Annotated in this window: 33 protein-coding genes and 1 tRNA gene; 19 read left to right on the top strand and 15 right to left on the bottom strand. The window is 29.1% G+C overall.

The annotated features are described in order from the left end of the window. The first annotated feature begins 482 nt into the window (after nt 1-482). Nucleotides 483-761: a hypothetical protein gene (locus tag B6F84_RS11840; RefSeq protein WP_148692425.1), complete on the top strand. Its 279-nt coding sequence runs from the start codon at nt 483-485 to the stop codon at nt 759-761. Here B6F84_RS11840 and B6F84_RS11845 read toward each other — a convergent pair. Further along, on the bottom strand, nt 747-3,038 hold the full coding sequence (locus B6F84_RS11845) for an MMPL family transporter (RefSeq protein ID WP_148692426.1): 2,292 nt from the start codon (nt 3,036-3,038) through the stop codon (nt 747-749). The genes B6F84_RS11840 and B6F84_RS11845 overlap by 15 nt on opposite strands. A gap of 209 nt (nt 3,039-3,247) precedes the next feature. Here B6F84_RS11845 and B6F84_RS11850 point away from each other — a divergent pair, with 209 nt between their 5' ends. From B6F84_RS11850 to B6F84_RS11865, 4 genes are read left to right on the top strand one after another with little or no spacing between them, the layout of a single operon-like run. Then, nucleotides 3,248-4,561 (top strand): glycosyltransferase family 4 protein, encoded by a 1,314-nt coding sequence (locus B6F84_RS11850; protein ID WP_187152694.1) that lies wholly within the window; start codon nt 3,248-3,250, stop codon nt 4,559-4,561. A 7-nt stretch (nt 4,562-4,568) separates the two neighbouring features. After that, complete coding sequence (locus tag B6F84_RS11855) at nt 4,569-5,102, top strand: hypothetical protein (protein WP_148692428.1); 534 nt, start codon at nt 4,569-4,571, stop codon at nt 5,100-5,102. 45 nt (nt 5,103-5,147) lie between these two features. After that, the gene (locus tag B6F84_RS11860) at nt 5,148-5,564 is read left to right on the top strand and encodes a universal stress protein (protein WP_187152695.1); all 417 of its coding nucleotides are present in this window, start codon (nt 5,148-5,150) and stop codon (nt 5,562-5,564) included. Between the two features lie 30 nt (nt 5,565-5,594). Next, the gene (locus B6F84_RS11865; protein ID WP_148692430.1) at nt 5,595-5,948 is read left to right on the top strand and encodes a hypothetical protein; all 354 of its coding nucleotides are present in this window, start codon (nt 5,595-5,597) and stop codon (nt 5,946-5,948) included. A 105-nt stretch (nt 5,949-6,053) separates the two neighbouring features. On the opposite strand, the gene B6F84_RS11870 is transcribed toward B6F84_RS11865, so the two are convergent. Then, a tRNA-Thr gene (locus B6F84_RS11870) sits at nt 6,054-6,143 on the bottom strand. 86 nt (nt 6,144-6,229) lie between these two features. On the opposite strand from B6F84_RS11870, the gene B6F84_RS11875 reads away from it, so the two are divergent. Then, nucleotides 6,230-6,418 (top strand): hypothetical protein, encoded by a 189-nt coding sequence (locus B6F84_RS11875; RefSeq protein ID WP_148692431.1) that lies wholly within the window; start codon nt 6,230-6,232, stop codon nt 6,416-6,418. A gap of 2 nt (nt 6,419-6,420) precedes the next feature. On the opposite strand, the gene B6F84_RS11880 is transcribed toward B6F84_RS11875, so the two are convergent. The 3 genes from B6F84_RS11880 to thrS all read right to left on the bottom strand — a co-directional run bounded on the left by B6F84_RS11880 (nt 6,421) and on the right by thrS (nt 9,379). Further along, on the bottom strand, nt 6,421-7,107 hold the full coding sequence (locus B6F84_RS11880; protein ID WP_148692432.1) for a nucleotidyltransferase family protein: 687 nt from the start codon (nt 7,105-7,107) through the stop codon (nt 6,421-6,423). A 188-nt stretch (nt 7,108-7,295) separates the two neighbouring features. Then, entirely contained in the window at nt 7,296-7,751 is a 456-nt protein-coding gene (locus tag B6F84_RS11885; protein ID WP_148692433.1) for a methylated-DNA--[protein]-cysteine S-methyltransferase, read from the bottom strand. Continuing rightward, nucleotides 7,748-9,379, bottom strand: coding sequence for a threonine--tRNA ligase (gene thrS / locus B6F84_RS11890; RefSeq protein ID WP_148692434.1), 1,632 nt, complete (start codon nt 9,377-9,379; stop codon nt 7,748-7,750). The genes B6F84_RS11885 and thrS overlap by 4 nt, the downstream gene beginning before the upstream one ends. Before the next feature lie 41 nt (nt 9,380-9,420). On the opposite strand from thrS, the gene B6F84_RS11895 reads away from it, so the two are divergent. The 4 genes from B6F84_RS11895 to sucD are packed head-to-tail and all read left to right on the top strand — an operon-like array spanning nt 9,421 to nt 12,862. Continuing rightward, nucleotides 9,421-10,356, top strand: a complete 936-nt coding sequence (locus tag B6F84_RS11895; protein ID WP_148692435.1) for a UDP-N-acetylglucosamine--N-acetylmuramyl-(pentapeptide) pyrophosphoryl-undecaprenol N-acetylglucosamine transferase — start codon at nt 9,421-9,423, stop codon at nt 10,354-10,356. Next, complete coding sequence (locus B6F84_RS11900; protein WP_236748962.1) at nt 10,349-11,026, top strand: endonuclease III domain-containing protein; 678 nt, start codon at nt 10,349-10,351, stop codon at nt 11,024-11,026. The genes B6F84_RS11895 and B6F84_RS11900 overlap by 8 nt, the downstream gene beginning before the upstream one ends. Next, nucleotides 11,013-12,026 (top strand): succinate--CoA ligase subunit beta, encoded by a 1,014-nt coding sequence (locus B6F84_RS11905; protein WP_148692436.1) that lies wholly within the window; start codon nt 11,013-11,015, stop codon nt 12,024-12,026. Before B6F84_RS11900 ends, B6F84_RS11905 begins: the two co-directional genes overlap by 14 nt. Then, nucleotides 12,023-12,862 carry a succinate--CoA ligase subunit alpha gene (gene sucD / locus B6F84_RS11910; RefSeq protein ID WP_148692437.1) on the top strand — a complete coding sequence of 280 codons (840 nt, stop codon included), beginning with the start codon at nt 12,023-12,025 and terminating at the stop codon, nt 12,860-12,862. Before B6F84_RS11905 ends, sucD begins: the two co-directional genes overlap by 4 nt. A gap of 6 nt (nt 12,863-12,868) precedes the next feature. On the opposite strand, the gene B6F84_RS11915 is transcribed toward sucD, so the two are convergent. Together B6F84_RS11915 and B6F84_RS11920 are read right to left on the bottom strand one after the other, a co-directional pair. Beyond that, nucleotides 12,869-13,066: a hypothetical protein gene (locus tag B6F84_RS11915; RefSeq protein WP_148692438.1), complete on the bottom strand. Its 198-nt coding sequence runs from the start codon at nt 13,064-13,066 to the stop codon at nt 12,869-12,871. Between the two features lie 77 nt (nt 13,067-13,143). Then, the gene (locus B6F84_RS11920) at nt 13,144-13,671 is read right to left on the bottom strand and encodes a hypothetical protein (protein WP_148692439.1); all 528 of its coding nucleotides are present in this window, start codon (nt 13,669-13,671) and stop codon (nt 13,144-13,146) included. A 73-nt stretch (nt 13,672-13,744) separates the two neighbouring features. Between B6F84_RS11920 and B6F84_RS11925 the strand changes: the two genes are divergently transcribed. Then, nucleotides 13,745-14,458 (top strand): purine-nucleoside phosphorylase, encoded by a 714-nt coding sequence (locus B6F84_RS11925; protein WP_148692440.1) that lies wholly within the window; start codon nt 13,745-13,747, stop codon nt 14,456-14,458. Between the two features lie 3 nt (nt 14,459-14,461). Then, on the top strand, nt 14,462-15,700 hold the full coding sequence (locus tag B6F84_RS11930; RefSeq protein WP_148692441.1) for an HD domain-containing protein: 1,239 nt from the start codon (nt 14,462-14,464) through the stop codon (nt 15,698-15,700). On the opposite strand, the gene mvaD is transcribed toward B6F84_RS11930, so the two are convergent. Then, nucleotides 15,673-16,650, bottom strand: coding sequence for a diphosphomevalonate decarboxylase (gene mvaD, locus B6F84_RS11935; RefSeq protein ID WP_148692442.1), 978 nt, complete (start codon nt 16,648-16,650; stop codon nt 15,673-15,675). The genes B6F84_RS11930 and mvaD overlap by 28 nt on opposite strands. After that, nucleotides 16,640-17,596, bottom strand: a complete 957-nt coding sequence (locus B6F84_RS11940; RefSeq protein WP_148692443.1) for a phosphomevalonate kinase — start codon at nt 17,594-17,596, stop codon at nt 16,640-16,642. Before B6F84_RS11940 ends, mvaD begins: the two co-directional genes overlap by 11 nt. A gap of 37 nt (nt 17,597-17,633) precedes the next feature. On the opposite strand from B6F84_RS11940, the gene B6F84_RS11945 reads away from it, so the two are divergent. From B6F84_RS11945 to B6F84_RS11955, 3 genes are read left to right on the top strand one after another with little or no spacing between them, the layout of a single operon-like run. Further along, nucleotides 17,634-18,248, top strand: coding sequence for a hypothetical protein (locus tag B6F84_RS11945; RefSeq protein WP_148692444.1), 615 nt, complete (start codon nt 17,634-17,636; stop codon nt 18,246-18,248). A gap of 13 nt (nt 18,249-18,261) precedes the next feature. Further along, nucleotides 18,262-18,546 carry an Sso10a family chromatin protein gene (locus B6F84_RS11950; RefSeq protein ID WP_148692445.1) on the top strand — a complete coding sequence of 95 codons (285 nt, stop codon included), beginning with the start codon at nt 18,262-18,264 and terminating at the stop codon, nt 18,544-18,546. Next, nucleotides 18,546-19,076 (top strand): hypothetical protein, encoded by a 531-nt coding sequence (locus B6F84_RS11955; protein ID WP_148692446.1) that lies wholly within the window; start codon nt 18,546-18,548, stop codon nt 19,074-19,076. The genes B6F84_RS11950 and B6F84_RS11955 overlap by 1 nt, the downstream gene beginning before the upstream one ends. Nucleotide 19,077: 1 nt before the next feature. Here the strand turns inward: B6F84_RS11955 and B6F84_RS11960 are convergent, their stop codons facing one another. Beyond that, complete coding sequence (locus tag B6F84_RS11960) at nt 19,078-19,674, bottom strand: 7-cyano-7-deazaguanine synthase (RefSeq protein WP_148692447.1); 597 nt, start codon at nt 19,672-19,674, stop codon at nt 19,078-19,080. A 367-nt stretch (nt 19,675-20,041) separates the two neighbouring features. Between B6F84_RS11960 and lrs14 (B6F84_RS11965) the strand changes: the two genes are divergently transcribed. Together lrs14 (B6F84_RS11965) and B6F84_RS11970 are read left to right on the top strand one after the other, a co-directional pair. Continuing rightward, nucleotides 20,042-20,425: an Lrs14 family HTH-type transcriptional regulator gene (lrs14, locus tag B6F84_RS11965; RefSeq protein WP_148692448.1), complete on the top strand. Its 384-nt coding sequence runs from the start codon at nt 20,042-20,044 to the stop codon at nt 20,423-20,425. Nucleotides 20,426-20,487: 62 nt separating this feature from the next. Continuing rightward, nucleotides 20,488-20,745: a sulfurtransferase TusA family protein gene (locus B6F84_RS11970; protein WP_148692449.1), complete on the top strand. Its 258-nt coding sequence runs from the start codon at nt 20,488-20,490 to the stop codon at nt 20,743-20,745. Here B6F84_RS11970 and lrs14 (B6F84_RS11975) read toward each other — a convergent pair. The 3 genes from lrs14 (B6F84_RS11975) to B6F84_RS11985 form a co-directional block, all read right to left on the bottom strand. Then, the gene (lrs14, locus tag B6F84_RS11975) at nt 20,728-21,063 is read right to left on the bottom strand and encodes an Lrs14 family HTH-type transcriptional regulator (RefSeq protein ID WP_148692450.1); all 336 of its coding nucleotides are present in this window, start codon (nt 21,061-21,063) and stop codon (nt 20,728-20,730) included. The genes B6F84_RS11970 and lrs14 (B6F84_RS11975) overlap by 18 nt on opposite strands. Before the next feature lie 176 nt (nt 21,064-21,239). Then, nucleotides 21,240-21,782 carry a hypothetical protein gene (locus B6F84_RS11980; protein WP_148692451.1) on the bottom strand — a complete coding sequence of 181 codons (543 nt, stop codon included), beginning with the start codon at nt 21,780-21,782 and terminating at the stop codon, nt 21,240-21,242. A 177-nt stretch (nt 21,783-21,959) separates the two neighbouring features. After that, nucleotides 21,960-22,754 (bottom strand): helical membrane plugin domain-containing protein, encoded by a 795-nt coding sequence (locus B6F84_RS11985; protein ID WP_148692452.1) that lies wholly within the window; start codon nt 22,752-22,754, stop codon nt 21,960-21,962. Between the two features lie 48 nt (nt 22,755-22,802). Here B6F84_RS11985 and B6F84_RS11990 point away from each other — a divergent pair, with 48 nt between their 5' ends. Then, the gene (locus B6F84_RS11990; RefSeq protein WP_148692453.1) at nt 22,803-23,120 is read left to right on the top strand and encodes a PIN domain-containing protein; all 318 of its coding nucleotides are present in this window, start codon (nt 22,803-22,805) and stop codon (nt 23,118-23,120) included. Here B6F84_RS11990 and B6F84_RS11995 read toward each other — a convergent pair. Further along, the gene (locus B6F84_RS11995; RefSeq protein ID WP_148692454.1) at nt 23,101-23,643 is read right to left on the bottom strand and encodes a thioredoxin family protein; all 543 of its coding nucleotides are present in this window, start codon (nt 23,641-23,643) and stop codon (nt 23,101-23,103) included. The two genes, B6F84_RS11990 and B6F84_RS11995, sit on opposite strands and share 20 nt — an antisense overlap. Before the next feature lie 106 nt (nt 23,644-23,749). On the opposite strand from B6F84_RS11995, the gene B6F84_RS12000 reads away from it, so the two are divergent. Then, the gene (locus B6F84_RS12000; protein ID WP_148692455.1) at nt 23,750-24,082 is read left to right on the top strand and encodes a YidH family protein; all 333 of its coding nucleotides are present in this window, start codon (nt 23,750-23,752) and stop codon (nt 24,080-24,082) included. Here B6F84_RS12000 and B6F84_RS12005 read toward each other — a convergent pair. After that, complete coding sequence (locus B6F84_RS12005; RefSeq protein WP_148692456.1) at nt 24,079-25,002, bottom strand: sodium:calcium antiporter; 924 nt, start codon at nt 25,000-25,002, stop codon at nt 24,079-24,081. The genes B6F84_RS12000 and B6F84_RS12005 overlap by 4 nt on opposite strands. Between the last annotated feature and the right edge of the window lie 385 nt (nt 25,003-25,387).

Below are 25,387 nucleotides of genomic sequence, written 5' to 3' on the forward strand. Positions count from 1 at the left end.
GAAGCTATATGACGAGAATATATTTTATAAATAATATTAATCATTTAGATAATATTTTAATATTAAGGATAGCTAGTTCAAATATTCTTTTTAGATTAACTTTTTAACTAAGTACTTTTATTCAATATACATTATTGTTATAATATTGTCAGTATAAAGTAATTTGTGAAGTTACTATTATATCTTAAACTTATGAGTTAAGTCTCTACGTATAGATAATAGTATTAGAATTTTTATTTGAAGACTATGAAGTTGTAATTAATAATACTTTAATGATTTTTGTATAATAATACTTTGATTGTTGTGTTTTGCTAAGTATAGCCTAGGAAATTTTTGTATTGCACTAACTTTGCTTTGCTAAATGATTTTTGCATGGCACTATTACTAACTTATTTTTAAATAATACTAATCATGTAAATGATAGATAGTAATCCATTCTGCTCTATAAAAAATATTTTTAAGAATTTTGGAGAAGGAATCTTATGGTCAAGCTTATTAATTGGAAAAAAGCATCAAAGGAAGAGAAAAATAATGCAAAAAGTTTATTGAAGGATAATTACGATGTTATTATAATATTGAAGCCAAATAGCTTCATAGAGTATATAAAATCGCATGATTTAGATACTAATGATCAGATAATAATAAGAAGAGAGAAAAAAACATCATTATACAAGGAAATTAACAGGCTCGCTTCAGAAAAATTTACAATAAAGGTAGTAGTTTTAGATGATTATGCAAAAGCACTTTTAAGAATTAGTTGAACTTTTAGTTTTATTTTCTACTTTTAATATTAATTTTAGCAAAGCTGGATATATGAAGATTCTAATTACGAAAGTGTCTAAAAGTGCTGCTATTGCGATGCCAATTCCTAGTTCTGCTATTGGCTTAATTGGGTCTATTGCTAAAACTGCAAATGAGGATGCTAAGATTACTCCTAATGCTGTAACTGCACCTGCAGAAATTGATATTGCTCTTATAATGCTTTCTAAACTTCTTTCATTTTCTATTTCTTCTTTTACTCTAGTTAAAATAAATATACTGTAGTCATTTCCTAATCCCATCATTAAAACAAATATTGTAATTGGTATGAAGAATAATATTCCTTCAGATGATTTGTATAGTGAATAGATTATACTTAGGGACAATACTATACTTAATAGTATAGTAGCTACTGCACCTATGGAAATCTTAATGGATTTTAAAAATGCTGTTAATGATGCTATTAATACTATTGGCAATACTATAATGAGAATTTCATAGTATGGTAATAAGTAATTTAGTGCATCAATAACGGATGCTGTTGTTCCTCCTACATATCCATTATATGGTGAAACTTCTGTTTGAATCTTATTTACGAGATTTTGAGCTTGTGTAGAATAAGGATCATAGTTAGTTATTATTGTGACTAGGAGTGTTTTATTATTTGAACCTACATTAGCCTTTAGATCTGCAAGAACTGTGGGTGTGTATGTTCCGTTGAAATTAGGAGGAACTGGTCCTATTATACTTTTAACTCCTTGTAGTTTAGATATATTCTTTTCTATATTAGCTATTTTTATAAGATAGCTAGTATTTATAACGTGAGAAGAGTTAAATACTATTAATGTAGGATTTACAAAAGAATTTCCAAAAGCGTTTTCTAGAATGTCTAATCCTTTTACTGCTTGTATATTTGGTAACCCAGAAGTAAAGTCTAAGGATAATGGTACGCTTAATACAAAGAATAATGCTAATATGCCTAAAAATGTAGCTATTGCTAATGTTGTTTTTGGTTTTTTCATTGTTATTTCTGCTATTTTTCCTAAGGTTCTATTAGACGTTAATTTTGGTTTTGATGGCCAAAATATTTTTTCTCCTATTTTTCCGTAAATTATTGGTAATAGAGTAACTGCTAATAAAACTGTAATTGGTACTGAGAATCCTATTGTTAAGCCCCAACTATGTAGATAAGGTATAAAAGACAAAGATAAGAATACTAATGTCACTGCGGTTCCGCTTATTAATATAGCTTTTCCAGAAGTTTTTACTGAAGTTCTTGTTGCTATCTCTTTTGAGTTTCCTTTTGCTAGTTCTTCTTTAAATCTACTAAGTAGGAATACGCTATAATCTGCTCCTATTCCTAGGAGTACAGATATCATTGGTTCAATTACTTCAAAATCTACTGGATGATAGAATTTTCCAACTAATGTTACTATTGCTAATCCGAAGATCATAGATAATCCTATTACTCCCATTGAGACTATAGGTGCTATTATGCTTCTGAAGTATATTGCCATGATAACTAATAATACTATGAATACTAGAGCGAAAGTTATGTCTTGTCTTTGGTTTTCACTTTGGCTTAATTCTTGAACTAATGGTGCTGTTCCAGTAAGGTAATATTTTACGTTTATATTGGATGTTTTAAGCTTAGAATTTATTTGTTGTGATATTTCGCCTGCAGGATAGGTTCCATTCTTAAAATTATAATTAGGTCCATATTTAGTATAAACAAATAAGACTGAAACATTTTTGGCTAAATATAATGACGTAAAGTTTGCTGGTGGTTTTATTTGGAAAAATTCTGTTTGATTATTTTCAAGTAATTTGTTTGGTGATATATTAAATAGTGAAGTATAATAAATTGGGATTTTAAGTGTTTTAGATATTTCAATTTTTAGTTCCTCTATACTAATATTTGGCTGTTCTTTTAGGATTGTAAATCCTGTAAGATTTATTATCTTTCCTAGTTGTTCATCATACTGTAAATAAGCTGTTACTATACTTTCTACATTAGTTACTCCTGAAACTTTTGAGATTATTTGCTGAACTTGATAATCCTGCTCTGGTGTTGAATTGATTAAGACTACGTCTATAGTATTATTCTCATTTCCACCGTGAAAATATTCATTTAACAATGTTTGGGCTTTTGCTGAAGGATAATAAGATGGTATTGTAGTATTTTCGTTGTAATTTAAATAATTTGAAGATTGCGATGAAAGTAAAATTCCAATAAGAATTGCTATAGCCCATATAATAACAATTAATTTCTTATTCATCGTGTTCTATATGACTTACATAATTAAAAAATCTTGCACGGTACTCGATTTTAGACCATATTTAAACCAAGAAATTATATAATTTATGTATATAAATGTAAAATAAAGAGTAATATAATTATTTAATTTAATACAAATTTTTAGTATTAAATTCTAGTATAATTAATCTTCTACTTACTTTTTTATCCGTTTTAAGGTATAGTAGAATTATGAAAATAGCTATTAATACTCAAACACCTCCAATCAGATTTAAATTGACTTATAAGGACATCCTAGAGAAATATGGGTACATTGACTTACCCATTAAATTAAGCGATTTAGGTGATGAGGATTACTATATTTCAGTAGGTGGAGTTTCAAAAATGATGCTTGCATATCTTAAAAATTCTATATTTGAAAGCGCTAAATGGGTGGCATTAGGTCCTGGGTATCCTCCATCTGTTACTATGGATAATATAGAAGTTAGCTTTATTGATTTGGATCCAATTACTCTTTCTAAATATACTAAATTTAAGGAAGGTATATATAATGAATCCCATGGAATTTCAAGGTATTCTTTAAAAGGAGAAGAATATATTGCCTATGCTACTTATAATTGGTTGTCAGCTCAAAAATTGCTTGAATATTATTCAGATGTAGATGTATATTTCATTAATGACTTTCAGCAGTTGTTAGTTGGTGGTATAATTGGCCCTTCTGCACCTGCTGTCTTATGGTATCATATTCCGTTCGTTCCAGAAAAAATTAACGATAGATTAAGAGATTTTTTGATTAGATCTTTTGAAGGATTTGATGTAGTAATAATGAGTACTAAAAGAGATTTAGAAGGCCTTGTTAGAAGTGGAGCTAAAATTAATGTAAGGCAGATATATCCTTTTATTGATCCTTCTTCTTTTATTACAGTTAGTGATAATGAAATTGCTAGAGTTGAGGAGAAGTACGGAATTAAAAGAGATGATAAAGTAGTATTAGTAGTAGCTAGAATGGATCCAATAAAGTCTCAAGATGTGGCTATAAAGGCTATTAAAAATATTGATGCAAAGTTGATTTTAGCTGGAGATGGTAGTTTTACTAGTAAAAGTTTAGGTCATGATAAAGCTAGTTTGTGGGCTAGTAAGTTAAAATCATTAGTTAAGGATCTTCATATTGAAGATAAAGTTATATTTACTGGTTATGTATCTGAGGATGATTTAATGTCTTTATATCAGAGGGCTAATGTCGTGGCTCTTCCTTCGAATATTGAAGGATTTGGTTTGACGGTATGTGAAGGTTGGACATATAAAAAGCCGGTAGTTGTTAGTAAAGGTGCAGGTGTGAGTGAATTAGTAATTGAAGGTGGTAATGGATATACTTTTGAGCCAGGAAATTATGAAGAAATGGCTAATGCAATAAATAAGGCTTTAAAAGATGAAGATAAACTAGGAAGCATGGGATTTGAGACTGTTAAAAAATGTTCTGTAAAGTCTGCTTCTGAAAGTTTAAAGGCAGTAATGGAAGAAGCATTAGCTTCGTATAAAAAGTGATTATAAAATGAATAGAGTAGAGCAATTATTGAAAGAGGCTATTGATGAAGCTGAAAAATATGGTTCTATGCTTTCAATGTACTTTTTAGTCAAGAAAGTAGTTTTTGATTATTCTTCAATTTATAGGCAAGAAGAAGAGAAATATGATGTAACTGTTGATGATATTATTCTTCTCAGTTTAAGCCAAAAAGAAGTAACTAAGATTCCATTTTTCTCTATATCATTTCTAATTTACGATTATCTTTCTTCGCATAAATATAAGGTTCAAGATTGTATTTTTTATTTTAGATGGGATAAAAGAATCTTTATATATAGTCCTAGAGTTGAAGCTCATCTTTACTATTTAATTAGGACTGGATATGCTAGTGGTATAAAATATTATAAATTAACTGAAAAGGGAAAATTTGAGGCTAACTTAAAGTTTTCATCATTTTCAGAAAAAGAAAAGAAAGATATTTCATTTATTATCGAGGAAATAATTAATAAAAGGAAAAATAGTGATATTAAGAAATATATTAGAAAACAACTTTTTGGTAAGTAAATTGCATAGTAAATATTTTATACTCCCTCTTGTTAGAGAATTCTGATGTTTAGTAAAATTCTTGTAGCATATGACGGATCTGAGCAAGCTAAAAAAGCATTAGATATAGCTATTGAGTTAGCTAGAAAATATGATTCAGAATTGTATATAATTGAAGTTGTTGATGAGGCAATTTTTGAGAACTCTGGTGTACTTCCACCTTTATCCGCTATAGAAGAATTAAATAAAAAAGCTAAGAAAGATATAGATGAAGCAGTTAAAAAAGCTCAAGGTATTAAAGTAGTAGGAGAAGTATTAAGTGGAGATCCTGGATCTACAATTTTAGAGTATTCTAAAAACAATGGAATAGAATTGATAGTAATGGGAAGTAGAGGATTATCAATATTTAAGAAAATACTGCTGGGTAGTGTGTCTACTGCTGTTCTTCACAATTCTTCTGCTCCAGTACTTATTGTAAAATGATTTTTTATTTTTTATCAACAATATTCTACTATGTTTAATGAGTTAACAAATGCAGTAAATTATTTGAACGAAGGAAAAGTCATAGAAGCTGGAAAATACCTCATTAACATAACCAAAGATGCAACTGAAGAAGAAACAGTAAAAATAGTGTCAGAAATTGAAAAAGAGATAAGAGAGATAGAAGAGGAAAAGTGGTTATATGAAGTTGATACTAAATTTAAGAAAGAACTTATAGACGTAGTAGCACAGAACATAAAATGTAAAGAAGAAAAAATAAGAATGCTATCACTAATTCTTATAGATAAAATTAGTAAAGGTAATGATATAATCATGAATATGGTTAAGAATCCTTTAAGCGAAAGTAAGCCACATACTTTTATCTAAACCATAGCGTTTATAATATATAGTTTAAAGAAGAATTTGTATATGTTATTCACAATCGAGTTTACTATAAAAATATGATTTTTGTAAATTTTATTTCATCTAATAAGCCGCGGCCGGGATTTGAACCCGGGACCTCTGCCTGCCTTGGCTGTAGCATACCAGGGCAGCGCTCCAGCCACGCTGAGCTACCGCGGCATTAATATCTACTTTATCCTAATTGATAAATTTTATCTTTTACTTTTAGACTCCTGCCTCATTTATTTATAAGCTTCTTATAAGATATGAGAAACGAAATCCAGGAATTAAGGGACATTATAAATATATTAAAAGATATGATGCCTGAAGATTGTGCGGAAATTTTGCAGGAAAAATTCGACATATTATTAAAGGATATTAAAGAAAAAGGATTAGATGAAGTTATAAAAGATTGGTATAAAGATTCAGATGTGGAAGTAATTCTTGAAAGTTAATTTTATTTTTTATTTTTAAATATTTCTGGTAGTTCATTTGATGCTTCTTCTACATCTTTTACTGAATCTATTGATCTCCAGTATACGTTTTCGAATTTCTTTCCTTTTAATAGTCCTTTTTCTGCTAGCGTAGGAAAAGTTAATCTTTCTATATCTCCTTTTTCTGGTAAATATTCAAAGATGTCTTGTTTTAGCACGTAAACTCCAGCATTAACCCAGTAATCTTTCAATACAGGTTTTTCTACAAATTTGATTACTTTGTCATCATTAGTTTGTACTACTCCGTATGGACTTCTAAGTGGTACTAATGCTATTGATGCTAAGGCATCTTGTGTTTTTAATTCTCTAATATCTAAGTTTGTTAGTATATCCCCATTTATAGTGATAAATTCTTCATTTAGGAAAGATTTAACTTGGTATATTGCTCCTCCAGTACCTAATGGTTCTTCTTCTGTGCTGAATAAACATTCTATTTCTAATCTATTTTTATTTTTAGATATCCATTCTGTAAGGACTTCCTTTTTATATCCTGTTAATATTATAAATGAATTTATTCCATAATTTTTAAGCCATTCGATTTGCCATTCTATTATAGGTTTTCCTGCTATCTCTATTAATGGTTTTGGTTTATCATCTGTTAATGGTCTTAAGCGTTTCCCATATCCTCCTGCTAGAATTACAGCTTTCATAAATATATGTGATCTAGTGTAATTTTAAAGCTTTTGACTATATCATTACAATATTACATAAATACGATAGAAGTCCTAATGTAGTATTGACTATTTATTATAATTAAAAAATCTAAAAATAACGAATTTTTGCTAGTAGTTTACTTTAGTATAAAAATATAGTTACTGACTACTAATAATTTAAGATGTTAGTCTTTAATTGCTCCTTCTAGTTTTAATAGTTTTCTTTTTAAATCTACACCTCTAGAATATCCTCCTAAACCATTCTCTGATATGACTCTATGACATGGAATTATTAGTAATATTGGATTTTTTGATAAAGAAACTCCTATAGCTCTTGGGGAAGTTTCAAGAATTCTAGCTAATTCTCCGTAGGTTTTTGTTTTTCCCCAAGGGATTTTCATGACTTCCTTAAATACGGATATTCTAAACGAATTTAATGTATTAATATCTACTGGTTCTCGTAAATCTACTGGTTTTCCTTCAAAATATAAATCTAATTTATAGAAAAAATCTGTAAATTGCGAATTATCCATTGAGTCTTTTTCTACACAATTACAAAAATCTAGCATTATGAATCCTTTTTCACTTTTTGCTACTGTTATATCTCCGAAAGGGCTTTTATACAATCCATATATAATCATTGCTTTATCTTCTCTAATGCAGTATTTGTTATATCTCTGTCTAATATTTCTTCTGCTATGCTATTTACACATTTGTCTAAATTAACTCCTTTAATTTCTATGTTACCTCTAGCTCTTAAAGTAACTTTGTTTTCCTGCATTTCTCTTTTTCCTATAATAATAATATAAGGAACTCCATCATCATAAGCTTTCTTAATTCTCTTTGATAATGTTTCTTCTTCAGTGTCTATTTCTGCTCTTATTTTGTATTTCTTAAATTCTCTTAATACTTTTTCTGAATATTCGCTTACGTCAGAACTAATAGGTAATATTCTAACTTGGACTGGAGATAACCATGTTGGAAGTTTTCCTCTAAAGTGCTCTAATAATATTGCCATGAATCTGTCGACAGAACCATATATTGCTCTATGTACCATCACTGGTCTTTTTTTACTTCCGTCTGTATCTACGTATTCTAGCTTGAATCTTTCTGGTAGATTAAAGTCAACTTGAATGGTAGATAATTGCCACCATCTCCCTAAGCTATCTCTAATTTCAAAATCTAATTTTGGACCATAAAATGCTCCTTCTTTATCTTTTATTACGTATTTTAGATTTAGTTTATTTAATGCATTTACTAATGAGCTAGTAGCTTTTTCCCATTGCTCATCAGTACCAATACTTTCATCTGGTCTCGTGCTTAAATTTATTTTTACATCTTCTCCTTTAAATCCTAATTTAGCTAATACTTCTAAAGTTTTTGAAACTAGCATTTTTACTTCATCTTCGAGTTGGTCTTCTCTCAAGAATACGTGTCCATCGTCTTGAGTAAAGCCTCTAACTCTTAATAATCCATATAATTCACCTTTTTTCTCCCATCTATATACATTACCAAATTCTGAGTATCTGATTGGTAAATCCTTATAGCTTCTAGTTTTAGATTTAAAGATTAGAATATGTGCTGGGCAATTCATTGGTTTTATTCCTAGCTCTTCATCTTCGTGATTAAAGATTAGCATTTTATCTTTGTACATATCGTAATGTCCGCTTATCTTCCAAAGAACTGTTCTATAAACGTGAGTAGTATAAACTTCTTGATATCCCATACTATCGTTTATTTCTTTCATGTAGTTTATCAATTCGTTTCTTATTAATTGTCCCTTAGGGTGGTACAGTACTAATCCTGGTCCTGCTTCGTCTGGGAAACTAAATAAATCAAGTTTTTCACCTAAGATTCTATGGTCAGTTTCTGAAGCTTTTTCTAGCCAATTTAGATAATCTTTTAACTGTTCTTCAGTTTCGAACGCTACGCCTCTTATTCTGATGTATTGTTTTTCTGCATTTGGATGATGTACTGATATATTTAGTATTTCAAAATACTTAGGGCATCCAGTAGGAGTTATTCCATCTACATTTAATGCTATCTCGAAATTGTTTGCTTTAATTTTATTGTCTGAAATATTAAATTCGTATTTATTATGCTTAGCATATTTTTTAGCTTCTTCTAAGCTTATAGATGCTGGAGAGTCTACGTCGACGTAAAAGTCTCTTTCTCCTAACCCAACTTCTACTGCTTTTTTTCCATCAGAAAGTAAGTTTAATGCTACAATTATTCCTCCTTTTAGCCATAAGCCTTTATACTCTTCCATAGTAGCCTTTATAATTAAAGGGATTATAATATTTTTATCAAATGCCAGATATCTTGATAATTGCTAGTGGTGGTGGACATACTGGTTTTGCTAGATCTATTGCAGAGTATTTGCCGGAAAAAGTTGATTTTGTAATTCCAAAAGAAGATGAAATAAGCAGGAAAATGATAAAAGAATACGCTAATAAAATCTATCAAATAGAAAAATTTAGATCTCCTAGTAATGGATTTGAGTTTTCTTCTTTTCTTCTTTCAATTTTTCATAGTATTGAAATTAGAAAGTACAAAAAAGTTATTGCTACTGGTTCTAATCATTCTATCTTTCCGTCTTTTTTCCAATTTCTTAAAGGTTCAGAAATTTTTACTATAGAGAGTCAAGATAGGATAATAACTAAAGGTAAGGCTGTTAATATAATATCTAAATATTCGAAAAAGGTTTTTTTGCATTGGGATGAGCAAAAACATCTTTATAGAAATGGAGTAGTTGTAGGTCCTATTGTTGGTAAACCTAAATATGAAATCAAAGATGAAGGATTTATTTTTGTAACTACTGGAAGCGAAGGATTTGAAAGATTATTCAATAAGATTAACGATTTAGGTTTAAAAAACGTTATATTACAAACCGGAAAAGTCAATCCTGAAAAATATAAGTGTTGTAATGCATTTTCTTTTGATCCTGATATAGATAAATACCTATCTTCAGCATCAATAGTAATTACTCATCAAGGTAAAACTGCTATGGAATCTGTAGTATTATATAAAAAACCAACTATAATTGTATATAATAAAGATTGGAAAAATGCAACTACTTATGAAGATGCTAAAAATTACGCTAAAATTTTAGGCGCGAAATTTCTAGATGATCCTTCTGATTGGGTTTCAAATGAAGAGTTTTTAAAGGCTTTAGAAAAGCCTGTTATGCCAAGAGAATATACAATAGGAACTCCAAATTTAGTTAAGGAGATTCTCAATGATTAGTATTATTCTGAAGATACTTAAGGAAAATAAAGATTTTATGAAAGAAATGGGTTGGATAGTTTCTGATGCTAGTTCTTTTGAGTGGTGGGGAGGATTAAAGACTGCTCACGAAATAACTATATCTGCGTTTTTAGTTCAAATGACTAGATGGGAGTCTGTAGTGAAAGTTATAAATAAATTAAGAGAAAAACAATTAAATAAGATAGAAAATTTATCAAAATTAAGTGTAGAAGATCTAGAAAAAGAGATAAGAAGTATAAATTTTTATAAAACTAAAGCCAGGAGATTAAAGGCGTTTGCTGATAAAGTAGCTGAAGAAGGTGGATTAGAAAATTTCTTGAAAATTGAAAAAAGGCCTATTCTTCTTTCAATGGAAGGTATAGGTGAAGAAACCGCTGATTCCTTATTGCTTTTCGCTGGAAATAATGTGATTTTTCCTCAATCAGAGTACTTAAGAAGAGTGATGAGTAGAGTTTTAGGTAAAAAGCTCACTAAGAGTGGAGCAAAGCAAATTGTCGAAGAAAAATTAAATAAAGATTTATTCGAATATAAGTTATTTCATGCAGGAATAGTTTCTATAGGTAAAGCATTTTGTTACACAAATAACCCAAATTGTGATAAATGCTTTCTTAAACCAGTTTGCAGAAAATATAATTATGAAACTCTATGAATACGAAGGAAAAAAACTATTCTCTAGGGTAGGAATACCAATACCTAAAGGTATTCTGACAGAGGATAAAGTAGACTGGTCTGGAAAAGCTGTTGTAAAAGCGCAATTGCTAGAAGGAGGTAGAGGTAAAAGAGGATTAGTAAAAGTTACTGATAATCCTAACGAAGCAATACAAGAAATGAAAAAACTAGGAATTTCGAAATTTCTTGTAGAAGAATTTATACCTCATACCAGAGAAGCCTATATTTCAATAATTTTAAATAGAGATCTAGGAGAGCCTATTTTTACTCTATCTAAAGAAGGAGGAATAAACGTCGAAGAAGCTAAGGATACAAAACAGTTCGTAGTCCCATTAGAAAGAGGTCCTAAACAATACGATATCATTCCTATGGAGAAATATCTTAACGTAAATAACCTATCTTCTATCATAAACGGACTATATAAAATTTTTACAGATTATGATGCAGAATTAGTAGAAATAAATCCTTTAGCCATTACTGAGGATGGAAAAGTCTACGCATTAGATTCTAAAGTTATTCTTGAAGATAATGCCTTATATAAGCATCAAGATCTTCTTAAAGAGCTTAACAGAGAATATTCTTCAGACAATTATGTGGAGTTAGATGGAGATATAGGCATTATAGGTAATGGAGCAGGATTAACAATGGCTACCATGGATTTGGTAAAACTAGCTGGAGGAAATCCTGCAGATTTTATGGATGTTGGAGGAGGAGCCAATAGAGAAAAAGTAAAGGAATGTGTGATTAAAGTAGGCTCAAATCCAAGAGTAAAGAAAATAATTATGAATATATTTGGAGGAATTACTAGATGCGATGAAGTTGCCTTAGGAATAATAGACGCTTATGAGATTATAAAGAAACCTATATTTGTGAGATTAGTAGGTACTAACGAAGAAGAAGGATGGAAATTATTAGAAAGCAAAGGTATAAAATACTATGAAGATCCACTAGTTGCTATAGGTGATGCATTACGTTCATAAATAAGGATACTAAAGTTTTAGTTCAAGGGATAACAGGTAAGGAAGGATCATTCCATACGCAGAGGATGTTAGAATATGGTACTAAAATAGTAGCTGGAGTTACACCAGGAAAAGGAGGCGAATCAATTTATGGTGTGCCAGTATATGACACAGTAAATGATGCAATAAAAGAACACGACATAGATGCTAGTATAATATTTGTTCCAGCACGTTTTGCAGTGGATGCAATATATGAGAGTGCTGATGCTGGAATAAAACTAATAGTAGTAATAACAGAGCATATACCAGTTTTGGATTTAGCAAGGTCATTAAAATATGCTAAAGAGAAAGGAAGTAGGATTATTGGCCCTAATTGTCCTGGTTTGATAGTACCTGAAGAAAGTCTACTTGGAATCATGCCTGCAAGAGCATTTAGAAAAGGAAAAATAGGTATAGTATCAAGATCCGGTACATTAACGTACGAAATAGCAGAAATATTGAAAGATTATGGACAATCTACTGTTATTGGAATAGGTGGGGATCCTATAATAGGAACTAAAATGCAAGACGTGATAAAGATGTTCGATGAAGATGAGAACACAGATGAGATAGTTCTAGTAGGCGAAATAGGCGGAACAATGGAGGAAGAAGTAGCTAAAATGAAGCTAGAAGGTAAGATAAATAAAAAGATAGTAGCTTACATTGCTGGATTAACTGCTCCTAAAGAAAAAAGAATGGGACATGCTGGTGCAGTAGTTTATATGGGTATGGGAACGTATGAAAGTAAAGTAAATGCATTTAAGAAAGCAAATATAGCAGTTGCAAAAACTCCATTTGAAATAAAAGACTTACTTTAAATTTTTTTATTGACTTCTAGGCCTTATCGTTATTGTTCCGCTATCTTCATCTACTTGAAGCGTGTATCTTGTACCGAATTTTTCTACCATTGATTTAGGTATGTAGAGATTTAATGGAAGAGTATAGTATTCGTATTCGTACATCTTTCCTCTTACTAGTTTCTTTCCTATTAGTCTTTTTGCTTCTACTTCTCTCTCTTTCATAAGATAAAGTCTTATTTTACTCTTTTTAAAACTTTTGCATATCCTTCTTTTAAATCTTTCATTATATTTAAATTTCTTTAAATAAGTTTAAATTTTTGGTGTAGATGATAGAAGATTAATTCATTAACAAAGTTTAACAAAGTAATTTTATATAACATAGGTTCCATAAGATTTTCTGTTATTCTTATTTTTAGAAAGTATATAAAATCATTTAGGCGTATTAAGGCAGTATAGACGCAATCATTATATTCACAATCTGGGCCATGACTTATCGCTATTCTAGAATTATTTATAGTACTTACTATAGCCTGAACTCCCCAGTCTATTATTGTTTCTATTTTTATTGAATCTTCGAATTTCATATTAAGCACTATTCCTAGTCTTGTATATTCTGTCTTCTTATCTATTATTTTTACTTCAGTTTTTTTCATATTTGTTAGTAATCTTAATAATTCAAAATAATCAATATCTATTAATAATTTTTCTCTTTCTATATATAAGTACAATTTATTATTGATATAAGGAGAAATGTAAATTCCATTAGCCGAAACTACAGCTTCTATAGAATTAAAGAATGCTCTATCTCCTTCTTTTTTAAACTCCATTAAAATATCTTTAATTTATTACAGTAATAAATTAGAACGATAAAGTCAAATATGACTTTTTATTTTTATCTTTATGAATCCCGTACATATTTTAGCTAAAAAAGGAGAAGTAGCAGAACGAGTACTAATAGCAGGAGATCCAGGTAGAGTAAAGCTACTTTCCGCATTACTAGAAGATCCTAAGTTAGTTAATGAGAATAGAAGCTTCTTAGTTTACACTGGAAAATATAAGGGCAAAGAAGTGTCATTAGCTACGCATGGAATTGGAGGTCCTTCTATAGCTATAGTATTAGAAGAACTAATGATGCTAGGAGGAAAAACCTTCATTAGATATGGAACGACTGGAGCATTAATACCAGAAATTGAACTAGGTGAATATGTTATACCTAGTGGGGCATCCTATAATAAGGGAGGAACATTATATCAATACTTAAGGGACGATGCATGTATAGCTGCTACACCAGATTTTGAATTACTTAGTCTATTAGTAAAGAATTTTTCTGAAAATAATCTAAAATATTATGTAAATAATGTGTTTAGCAGTGATGCGTTTTATGCTGAAGATGAAGATTTTGTCAAAAGATGGTCTTCCAGGGGGAATATAGCTGTAGAAATGGAATGCGCTACATTATTTTCACTTGGAAAGATGAGAAATGCAAGAACTGCAGCTGTATTAGTAGTTAGCGATAATCTGGCGAAAGGTGGTAAATGGATAAGTAAAGAAGAATTAGAAGATAGAGTAATGAAAGGTGCAAAAATAATTTTAGATACACTAATAAGTTTTTAAGAAATGAAACTCATAAGAGACCCAATATATGGTTATATTGAAGTTTCAGATGAATTTCTAAAGATTATTTCTACTCCTATTTTTCAAAGATTAAGGCAAATCAAACAGACTGCAATGGCTTATACAGTATATCCTGGAATGAACCATACTAGGTTTGAACACAGCTTAGGGGTTATGCATTTATCTAGGGAACTTGCTAAATATATAATTAGTAATTCTGGCCTAAAGTATGATGATTCATTTATAAATATGATTTCCTTAGCTGGTTTACTTCATGATGTAGGTCATGTTGCTTTTTCTCATACGTTTGAAAATTTCTTAATGCTTTTGAAAAAAGTGTATGGTGTACCTATTGACGAAAAAGGTAAGAAAACTCATGTGGAATATGGAATAAAGATTATTTCAGATTTTCTGGGTGATATAATAGATAAGGAGTTTTCAAAATATTTTTCAGATCCAGTAAATTTTCTTGTACATATACTGGATGAGGATCCTAAAAATACTGATGAAAGAATTGCTTTAAGTTTGATTTCTAATTATATTGATGCAGACAGATGCGATTATTTGCTTAGAGATTCATATTATGCCGGCGTAGGATATGGAAGATTTGACATTGAAAGATTAAAGAGATTCCTTGTTTTTATCGATAATAAATTAGCAATATACAAAAAAGCTATACCAATTGTAGAGCAATTTTTATTGTCTAGAATGTATATGTACGAGAATGTATACTTTCATAGTGTAGTAGGCCTTTATAACGCTGTGTTGTCGCACGCTATGGTAGATTTATATTCTAGAAATATTTTTTCTTTACCAGAAAAATATGAGGATTATCTGAAGCTAGTTGATTATTTTATCTATTACAATTTATATAACAGCAAAGAAGAATTCAAAAATAGTATTCTATTTAGATCTAAATTAATACGAATAAAAAAAGACATTTATGGCGACTGTCTAAAAATTTTTGAAAATATGAAGAGCCAAATTTATGAAGATATGAAAAATAGTAATGGAGATTTTATTTATCATGAATTTAATGATGTTCCGTATTATGAGGAAAAAGATGATGCAGTATATGTATTTGATGGAGATAATATTACTAAGTTAACTACAGTATCGCCTATAATTAGATCTCTTAGTGAAGTGAAAAAAGCTACAATTGGTTATTTTCCTTCAGCTGAAAAAATAGCTAAAAAATATGAGGAAATTATAACTCAGGAATGTAAAACTTTAGGACCATGACCTGGACCAGAAATTATATATTTTATATTATTATTTTCTAGAAAATTGATGACTTCGTTTACATGTTTTTTTGTAGTAAAAATATGAGCATTTGGTCCTGCATCAAAAGTGTACCCTGCATTACCAAAATCTTGCACCCATTTCATTATCTTAAACGACACATCGTTTAAATAAAAGAATGATGGCCAAGAATCTAGAATTACGGCATGCATGCTATTACTATGCCTCATAGTTAGTTCGTAGAATTTTTTCTCATCTTTCCTCTTTATACTATCGATAATATCATTAAAAGTCTCGTCTATGAACTTTAACCTACAGTTTAGCAAGTACGAGGAATTTACAGTTGTCTCCATTCCTTCTCTCGAGGAAATATCCTTTTTTCCTTCACTAACTAAAGCTATTATATCTATGAGGTCTTCCCAATAATCTTCTGGAAATATTTGATAACAATACGAATCTTCTCCATCATCTTTCTCACCTTTATTCCATACTACAAAACCTCCAAATGCACTTCTGCAAGCACTACCTGAACCTATTCTGGCTATTTTAGATAGAATTTTAGGATCTAAATTTAGTGAAAATGCATCATTTATTGCGTAAACTAATGCTGCTATTCCTGCAGCAGATGAAGCCAATCCAGCCGAACTAGGAAAATTAGTTTCAGAAATTACTTTTGCATATATTTTTTTCTTTATATAATTCTCTCTGAATATTTTTAATATTCTCCCTGAGTATTTACTAGATTCTTCATCGCTTAATCTTTTTCCATTTATTTCAACTATGTCTTTATCTAACGAAGTATCGAAGATAACTTTAGTTTTTGCATACAAATTATTCAAACTAATTGAAATAGAAGAATTTAAAGGTAAATTTAATTCCTTGTTTCTTTTTCCCCAGTATTTTATAATAGCTATATTTGATGGAGCTATAGCTTCTCCTTCAATTTTCAACTTTTAGACCCTCATTTTCCTTAATAGGTATAATTTTCAATCCTTTATCTTCCCAAACTTTTATTAATTTTTTTAGATCTTCGCCTAAAGCAAATATTACATCTCCTCCTCCTGCTCCTGGCATTAAAGAAACTAGAGCTCCATTATCTTCAGCTAATCTCATAAGTTCTTTATCTTTTTCATTTTCCAATTCTATTCCTATGACTTCTTTTGAAAGTAAATTTAGGTATTTCCTAGCAAATTTTATGTGAAGGCTTGCTTCATCAATCTTTTTTAGTTTAAGAAGTTCTATGGCGGTTGAATTTTCAATTTCTATTTCATTCATGTATTCTATGAATTTTTTATCGTTTTGTTTTTTCATAAATTCTCTAACTAAAGAAGTAGTTTCTGAACTTCTTCCAGTAAATCCCAAAACCATTTCATATTTTTCTCCTAAATTGAGTTTTTCATGATATGCGTCCATTTTTTCTAAATTAGAAAATTTTCTGTATATTATGCTTCCGTATACTGCTGATGCAATATCGAATCCGCTTCCTATTCCTTTTTGTCTTATGAAATTAGCTTTTTGGGCAAGTTTATGTATTTCGTCCAGGTCTATTTTTTTCTTTATTTCTTCGTACAAGCATGCTGTTAAAGCTACTGTTGATGCTGATGAACTTCCTAATCCAGTTTTCTTTCCATTAATCTGAAAATCTGGATCATTAATAAGTCTAATTTTTAGTTTAGGTATTTCCTCTCCTAATTCTTTTCTTATTACATTTAATACGCTTTCTATTAGTTCGTTTCCTCTTTCGTAGAACGTACCATAAGACGTTTCAAAAACTAGTTTATCTGAATTTATTTTTTCGCATTTTACTCTTTTATCTATAGCTATTACATGTGATATTCCTCCAAAAACTACTGAATAACTTCCAATCCATAATACTTTACCTGGTGCACTAATCATTGATCTTTAATAAACCTTAATGATTATAAAATATCTAATGGAGTTCCTAGATAAGAAAAAAAGGATTTTATTAATAGGTATAGCTCAGAAAGGCCCATCTGGAATGACTTATGAGGACTTATTATCTACATTTTCATATTTTATGTCAAGAGATAGTATACAACGAGAAGTAGAAGAATTGTATTTCTCTGGAGAATTAAACATTTTAAAAGATGAAGGCGAAGTAAGATATATAGCTAATAGCAAAGTTAGAAATTCATTAATAGTCTTAGAATTACAGAAGTATAAGATAACAAAATTTTTAGAAAAAATTAAGACTAAGTTACCTGAATTAACTCAGATTCAAGATAAGAATACTCAGCTTCAAGAATTGGAAAAAATAGGTAAAGAAGGCTTAGAAACTATATCTGCAGGAGTAATTTCATTATTAAAAGAATTCCCTGAATTAACTATTCCAGAATATCTTGAAATTGTTGAAGCTCTAAATAATGAATTTTTTGATAAAATATCGTCTATAGTAATTCCTAAAATGACAGAAGACGAGACTCAACAATTCCTAAGTTTAGTAGCCAAATATCGTGGCGAAAAAGACGTAGAGTCTATCAAGAAAATTATTGATGTATTTAAAACTAAAGCTTATAAAGAAAAGTGACATAGAATTACTTATGAGAAATAAGAGAGACCAGCTCGAAATAATTATCGATATGATGGAGGTTATTAACAAAGGTTACAATAGTAAGTCCGCTGTAATGAAATATGCTAACTTAAGCAATACATTACTAGAGAAATATATAGACGTGCTAGTATCAAAAGGCCTTATTGAATATTCTGGAGGATATTATAAATTAACCGATAGAGGTTTACAATTACTCGAAAAATTGAGGAAAATTAGAGAATTAAACTTAAGACTAGCAGAACTTATAAACTCTGTTGCAAATGATTTATATTAATGCAATCAATTTTTGCTGTTGGCTTGTCTACAATTTTATTCGTAGAGGCTATAGTACTATATTTCATTATAACTAGTAAGTATGAGAAAATTGTGTACAATTGGGGAGAATATAAAGATAAATATTTACTTGATGTATTTTCTTCTTTAATTGATTTTATAAGTTCAGATGAAATTATTGAACAGAGTTTAATTAACTCAACCTTAGATTTAAAATCAGATAATTTTAAGGAGTTTTTAGAAACTAAGATAAAAGAAGAAAAAGATAAAATATTAAAAATAAGTAAATCAATAGAAAATATAGAGAATATCGAAAAAGACATTTCTAAAATTTTATCTCATATACAGAGTTCTAAATACTTAAATATTGCAATTATCCCTTTGCTTATCAGTTTTTTATTAGTTCCATATGATGAGATTTCAAATCTGTTATTGGGCATTTCTTTAGGTCTAGAGTTAATATCGATTTATTTCTCTTTATACTCATATTTTATTTATAAATTAGATCTAAAAAGGTTAAAATGTTGTTAATTTATGAAATATAGATTGTAGGATCATTAATATTTAGATTCTTAAAAGCCATTTTCCTCAATTCACATTGACTACACTTACCACAATGTTTGGGATGACCTAGTAGACAAGAATAAGTGTACTCTGGTTTTAGACCATTTTTTATTCCGATTTGTAATACTATGGACTTACTTAGATTTATGAAAGGCATTCTTAACTTTATGTCATATACATTAGCTAGATCTCTCATCACTTTTAGAATTAAAGGTTTATTAGTTTCATATTTACAATCCTCATTAATAGTAGCAAAAATTAACTCTTTATATCCTTTCTCTTTAGCAAAAGTTAGGCCTATACTTAGAAGTATTACATTTCTGTGAACTATAGGTTCATGTGGTCGTAAAGTTTCTCCCTCATAGAACGATTTTCCTAAATTAGGTATTCTAATATCTATTAGTTTTTTTCCTAAAATATCGCAGTTTAGTTTCGCAAATTTTCTTTCCATTTTAGCTGATTTTTGTCCATAATCTAAGAACAAGCAATCTGATATTTCATTTTTTAAATAATAAAGAGCTGAAGTAGAATCTAATCCTCCAGATAATAGCAATAAGGATCTCATAAATATTTTATAAAGTAAATCTTATTTAAATAAATAATGTAATGTATCTTGTCTTATATAGTTTAGGAAAGCTTTCCTACCTATATAGCTAACACTATTCTAGGAAATATCTTATTTTTATGCAATATTTACTTGACTTACTAAATTCAAGAGATATAAGTAAATTTATTATTAATTTTCTTATTTATTGCTTGATACTAATACATTTTTAAAGATAAAGAATTAAATTAAAAAATTTTAGAATTTAATAAAATTATCATTTATTATATATAAATGGTACATCTCTAAATTTGAAGAGAATTAGATTTTTGCTAAATTAAGCAAAGATTTATATATTCGTTTTTACTATATATATCACGAGATTAGCATGGAAGTACAAAAATTAAAAGTTAGATTGCCGTCAGGAAAAGAAGTAGGGCTAGTAGAAGCATTAAGCTTCTGCTATGACATCTCTGATACAGATTTTCAAGTCTTATTAGCCTTGGTGAATTATGGAGAGAAAACAGAAGATGATCTAGCTTCAAGTTTAAGGCTAAGTAAGGCGTCAGTAAATAGGTCAGTAAATAAGCTAATTTCAACAGGATTTATAGAAAGAGTAAAAGATCAAAACTCTAAAGGAGGAAGGCCCAGATATATTTATAGAGCTTTAGATGCCGATACTCTAGCTTCCAAGATAGCTAAAGATTTTGAGTATTGTGCTAAACTGTTTGGAGAAATAACTCCAGCAGAAATAAAGAAATCAACTCATTAATTTTTGTTTGAACTGATATCATTAAAAATAAGCTTTTTTACTTTTTTGTCATTAACTAGTTTATGGAAGAACTCAATTTAGTAAATTCTGAATGTCCTGAGCCATTTCTTAAAGCCTCAGCAAAGTTAATGTCAATGAAAGCAGGATCATTAAAGATTATTTTTAATGATCCAAAATGCGATGACATGATAATGGAAGTTTTGAAGCTAATGGATTGCAAAATTTTAGAGCATTCACAAAATAATGGTACTTTTATTATTGTAGTAGAAAAAGGAGAAGAAAGTACTTCAAAAAAAGTTGAATTAAGCGGAGGCTGCTGATAGAATTCTGTTCGCACAACTTCTAAGGTCTTTGCTAATTTTTTCCCAAATATTTTCAATAACTTTGTATGTAAACTTTGGCCTACCTATCTTTTTCTCCTCGATTTTGATTCTGCTTATTAAACCAGAATCAATTAATTTCTTTAAGCTACTCTCTGCAGTAGTTTTACTAAAACCCATTATTTCTGCTAATTCATTAGAGGTAATAGGTTTGCTTATTTCGATAAGTTTTAATAGACAATTTACATCAGTATCAGATAGCTTATAACAACATTTTATGCTATCTTTCTTATTCTTTATAGTCTCTTCAGTTTCCATATTTAAAAAATTGTAAATCAAAAATAAAAACTTTATCTATTTTTCTTTCTTCTAACTTTACAAATCGAGTGAAATTAAAGTAAAAACTTCTAAATTATTAATCTACTTAATAGGAATAGAGAATCTTACTATTTAAATAATGATAATTATATGTTTAAGCATTATTCTATGAAATCTTATAGTATTTCTACAATAGAGATCGAAAAGAAAATTATTGTAACTAACGAGATAATTATATTGGCTAATTTAGAAAATCTGTTTGGAATATACTTTAATAACGACAGAGCAATAATAGATATAGTAGAAGTCAAGATAAATAATGAAAGTATAAAAATAGAATTAATAAAACTGTCCACTGTAATAGCTAAGACTACTGTGAGTAACTTTGAAGGTGTTACCACTAGAGCTCCTTGTACTATTCCCATGCTTTTTGGTTCTAATTCAAATTCTTTATTTATTAGAACTGATATCATTAAAATCATTCCTATTATTATTCCTATAACATCAGCTGATATTTGTAATATAAAAGTATTTATTTTAATAAGAATAAGAATTATGGATAAAGGAATAGCCAATAATACAAAGCCTAGACTATGTGATAATGCGAATATGACTACTTTTCTAAATTTCTTAAGCATCTTTGCTGTAGTTATGTGATCTGGATCAAAACCATGTGTAAGCCCTAGTAGTGCTACTATCAGTATATCTTGAATAAACATAATGGACTCTCTATATTTAGTTTTTTATTTCTTATTGATACTATTATTTTTACCAATTGCTAATATTGCTATTACTACTTTATATCAATTATGCTAGTAATATATTTAAATTATATAGAAATTGAAACAAAATCTTAAAGCTTAAACTACAAATAAAAAAGAAAAAAATTTTAATTTTTACTCTTTAAATGCTTTTCCAGTTGCCTTAAGTAATGACGTCATAATACCTAATGCGTACGCAGTATCTTTATCTGACGTCATTCTTAATAATCCCATAGTACCTACTGGTTTTACATTAGGCAAATCAGCACTCCATATCTTTATTGCCTTAGCCATTTTTTCCATCATAGCCGTCATTGTATCCATTAATTGAGCATCTGACATAATATCCATAAGCTTTATCATCCTGTCTAATGCTCCACTTCTTTGTAATTCAGACAATTTACCCATCATGTTTATCATAGAGTCAATATCGAGTTGTGTAAAAGTTTTAACGACTTTTTCATCTGTTAGCTTCTTTAATAAAGGCATTGAAGCTTCCATTGTATTTAATAAACTCTCTATATCTAATTGTTGCATAAGTTTTATTGCCTTATCACTAGTCATTTTTTGTAATACTGGAGTCATAGCTTCTAATGCGTTAAAAGTCGCATCTAAATCTATTTTTTGTAATAAGTTTAATGTTCTATCGCTTGTTAGTTTTTCTATAATTGGCCATACTGCCTGAATTTTTGGAAGCTGATCCATTCCAAAACTAATTAGTGTATTAACTAGGTCTGCTTTCTGTACTGCATCTAAAATTGACATTGTTTGATCTAGTAAATTAAGCATAAAGTCTACTTGGCCTTTCTTATCCATATCCACTATCTTTTCTGTTAGTTTTTCAATAGTAGGCAAAGCATCGGCTAATTTAGTAAGTTTATCTAAATTTTCTGGTTTTAATAAAACTTCTAGTGGGTCCTGTTCTGACATATATATCTATTATATACTTTTATTAGTTTTAGTTAAATATTTTTATGAATGTATGCTGTTATCTCTCCAAGTGCATACAAAAACATAGATAAAATAATCAAAGATTTTAATGGAAAGTATAAATTATATGTAACAACCTATGGTATCTCTTTTGCCATAAAAAACGGAATAGATATAGACAAGGCTTTAGATGCAGGAGTAAAAGTCAGAGCGTATTCACATATCTTATATCCTATAGAAGGCTTATCAATGGAAGAAACAGAAGCTATACTTCTAGCTAAGGACCTTGATTCCATTTTAATCGTAAGCGATGAAAAAATAAAGAAAATAGCGGAAGAAAATGGAGTTAAGACGTTGATGATTTAGCTAGCATCTTAAGCAATATGTGAGGAGGAAATCCGCCTGGGAACTCCTTCTCGTTAAGTATAATTTTTGGAGTTGACAAGACCCTATATTTATCTACATACTCATTATACTCTTCAATATCTATAATTTCAAGATTTACTTTATCATTAAGTATTGAAACTTGATATAGCAATTCTGCTGCTATTGGACATTTAGTACATTCTGGCGTTACGAATAGTTTTAAGTTCCCGGATATCTGAGTAGCTAAATTTTTTTCCTCCTCGTCTAGATTTATTACATTATTGCTAATTCTTGTTAAAGCGTTAAGAAATGGCCATAATTCATTTACTGCAGGTATACCATAATACGTGAAAAATGTTCTATCTCCCTTTTTTACTTTTATAAATGGTTTACCACAGTTTGCATTTATTATTGAATTATTTTCTGATAAATTATTTATTATATCTTCTGATTGTTTACACTGTTCTATAGATAAACCAAAAATGCTCTTAGAATACTGTTTTATTATATAATCATAGCTCATAATTATTCATCTAATAATATTGTCTTATTTCTTCATTAAATTTTCTTATAAAGTATAACGAATCATTAAACTAAAATATAAATGGGAAAGAAGATATGAAGTAAAAATGGCACCATCAGATCATTTTGCCAATGAAAGAACATTTCTAGCATGGGTAAGAACTGGGATAGCATTAATAGGCTTTGGTTTTGTTATAGCTAAGTTTGCAATATTTATATCTATTTTAAAAAATGAGAAATCTCTTTCCTCTAGTTCAGTAACTTATGGTGAAATAATGATAATAATGGGAGGTATTGTAATAGCTTATGGCTTATTTACATATATTAGAAATGAGAAAATGCTAAAGGAAAACAGTTACACTCCAGCTTTACTTCCTAATACTTTATTTGTAGCAATTATACTTATTATAGCGCTAGTTCTAGCATTATTGATAATTTAGAAAATAAATGATAAAACTATAATACCAAAATAAATGCCCATTAAACCTATAGATTCATATTTACTAACTTTTCTGTTATATAAAGAGAAAATACCTATAATATTAGCAATTATAGCTGCTAAATATTCTGGTAAAGTTGAATATACATTAAAACTTGTAAAAATTCCAATAATCCCAAGTAATAAACTAGCATTTTCTATCTTACTTCCTACAAAGCTCATAAATGCTAGTGATGCACCATCTTCCCTTCTCATTGCTAGTCTTATACCACTTATTTTTTCCTCTAGCTCTGCAGCTATTGGCGTTAATACTAAAGATAACCATACTGCAGGAACATGCAAAGATTCTGAAATAATTGTTAAATAATTAACGAAATAACTTGATATGCCTAGTATCATTGAAGCTCCTAGAGTTAGCTCTATTATGCTAAGTTTATAATTTATTTTTTCCTTTTTATCATTTTTATATTCTCTATTTCGTATTCTATAATATACATAATAAATATATATAAAGATTAAAACTGATCCAGAAAATAAATCTAGTTTTCTATATATGAGAATAATTAACATTATTATTGAAATAATTATCAAGAATCTATTTTCTACCTTATATTCTGAAGTAATGGTAGCGTCTTTCTTCCAAGTAAAAAAATATACTAAACCTATCAAGCCTATTCCAAAAGTAAATAAAATTACATTCCCACCTATAGCAGAGCCAAATGCAATTTCATATTTGCCTTCTACTAGTGCAAATACTGTAATTACAGTTTCAGGCAAGGCTGTAATTAAACCTAAGATAATACTCCCTGCTATACCTTGACCTAAGGAGTCTTCAAGCTTTTCTGTTCCTCTAGCTAAAAGTTCAGCTGCTATTCCTAGAAAAATAATGGAAAGAATAAAACTAATTATTGTAATAATCATCTTCGATTAAATATAGAGATTATCCTTATAAGCTAAACCAAGAAACATCCAAAATTAGTTAGGTATACTAGAATATTTATTGAAATTCTACTATTGTATAGATTTTTATATAAGTCTTATTAGAAGTTTTTCCTTGAAATCAAGATAAAGTTTCAAGAGCTAATTATGAATTTAGATTTTAAGACTATTAGTGGAGGAAAATCCTCCATAACCTCTTTCGAACTCAAAAGAAGAGTGAAACACTGGAGATCTAAGATTACTAAAAATAAGAAATCCTTGTTGTGACATCTAGATATTCTAACGTAAATAGAATACTTAACGAATATAATTATTCCAATATTGACGAAGCTTCAATAAAACATAATAATCTGTAAGGTATGATATT

This window comes from Acidianus manzaensis (assembly GCF_002116695.1).
Classification (GTDB): domain Archaea; phylum Thermoproteota; class Thermoprotei_A; order Sulfolobales; family Sulfolobaceae; genus Acidianus; species Acidianus manzaensis.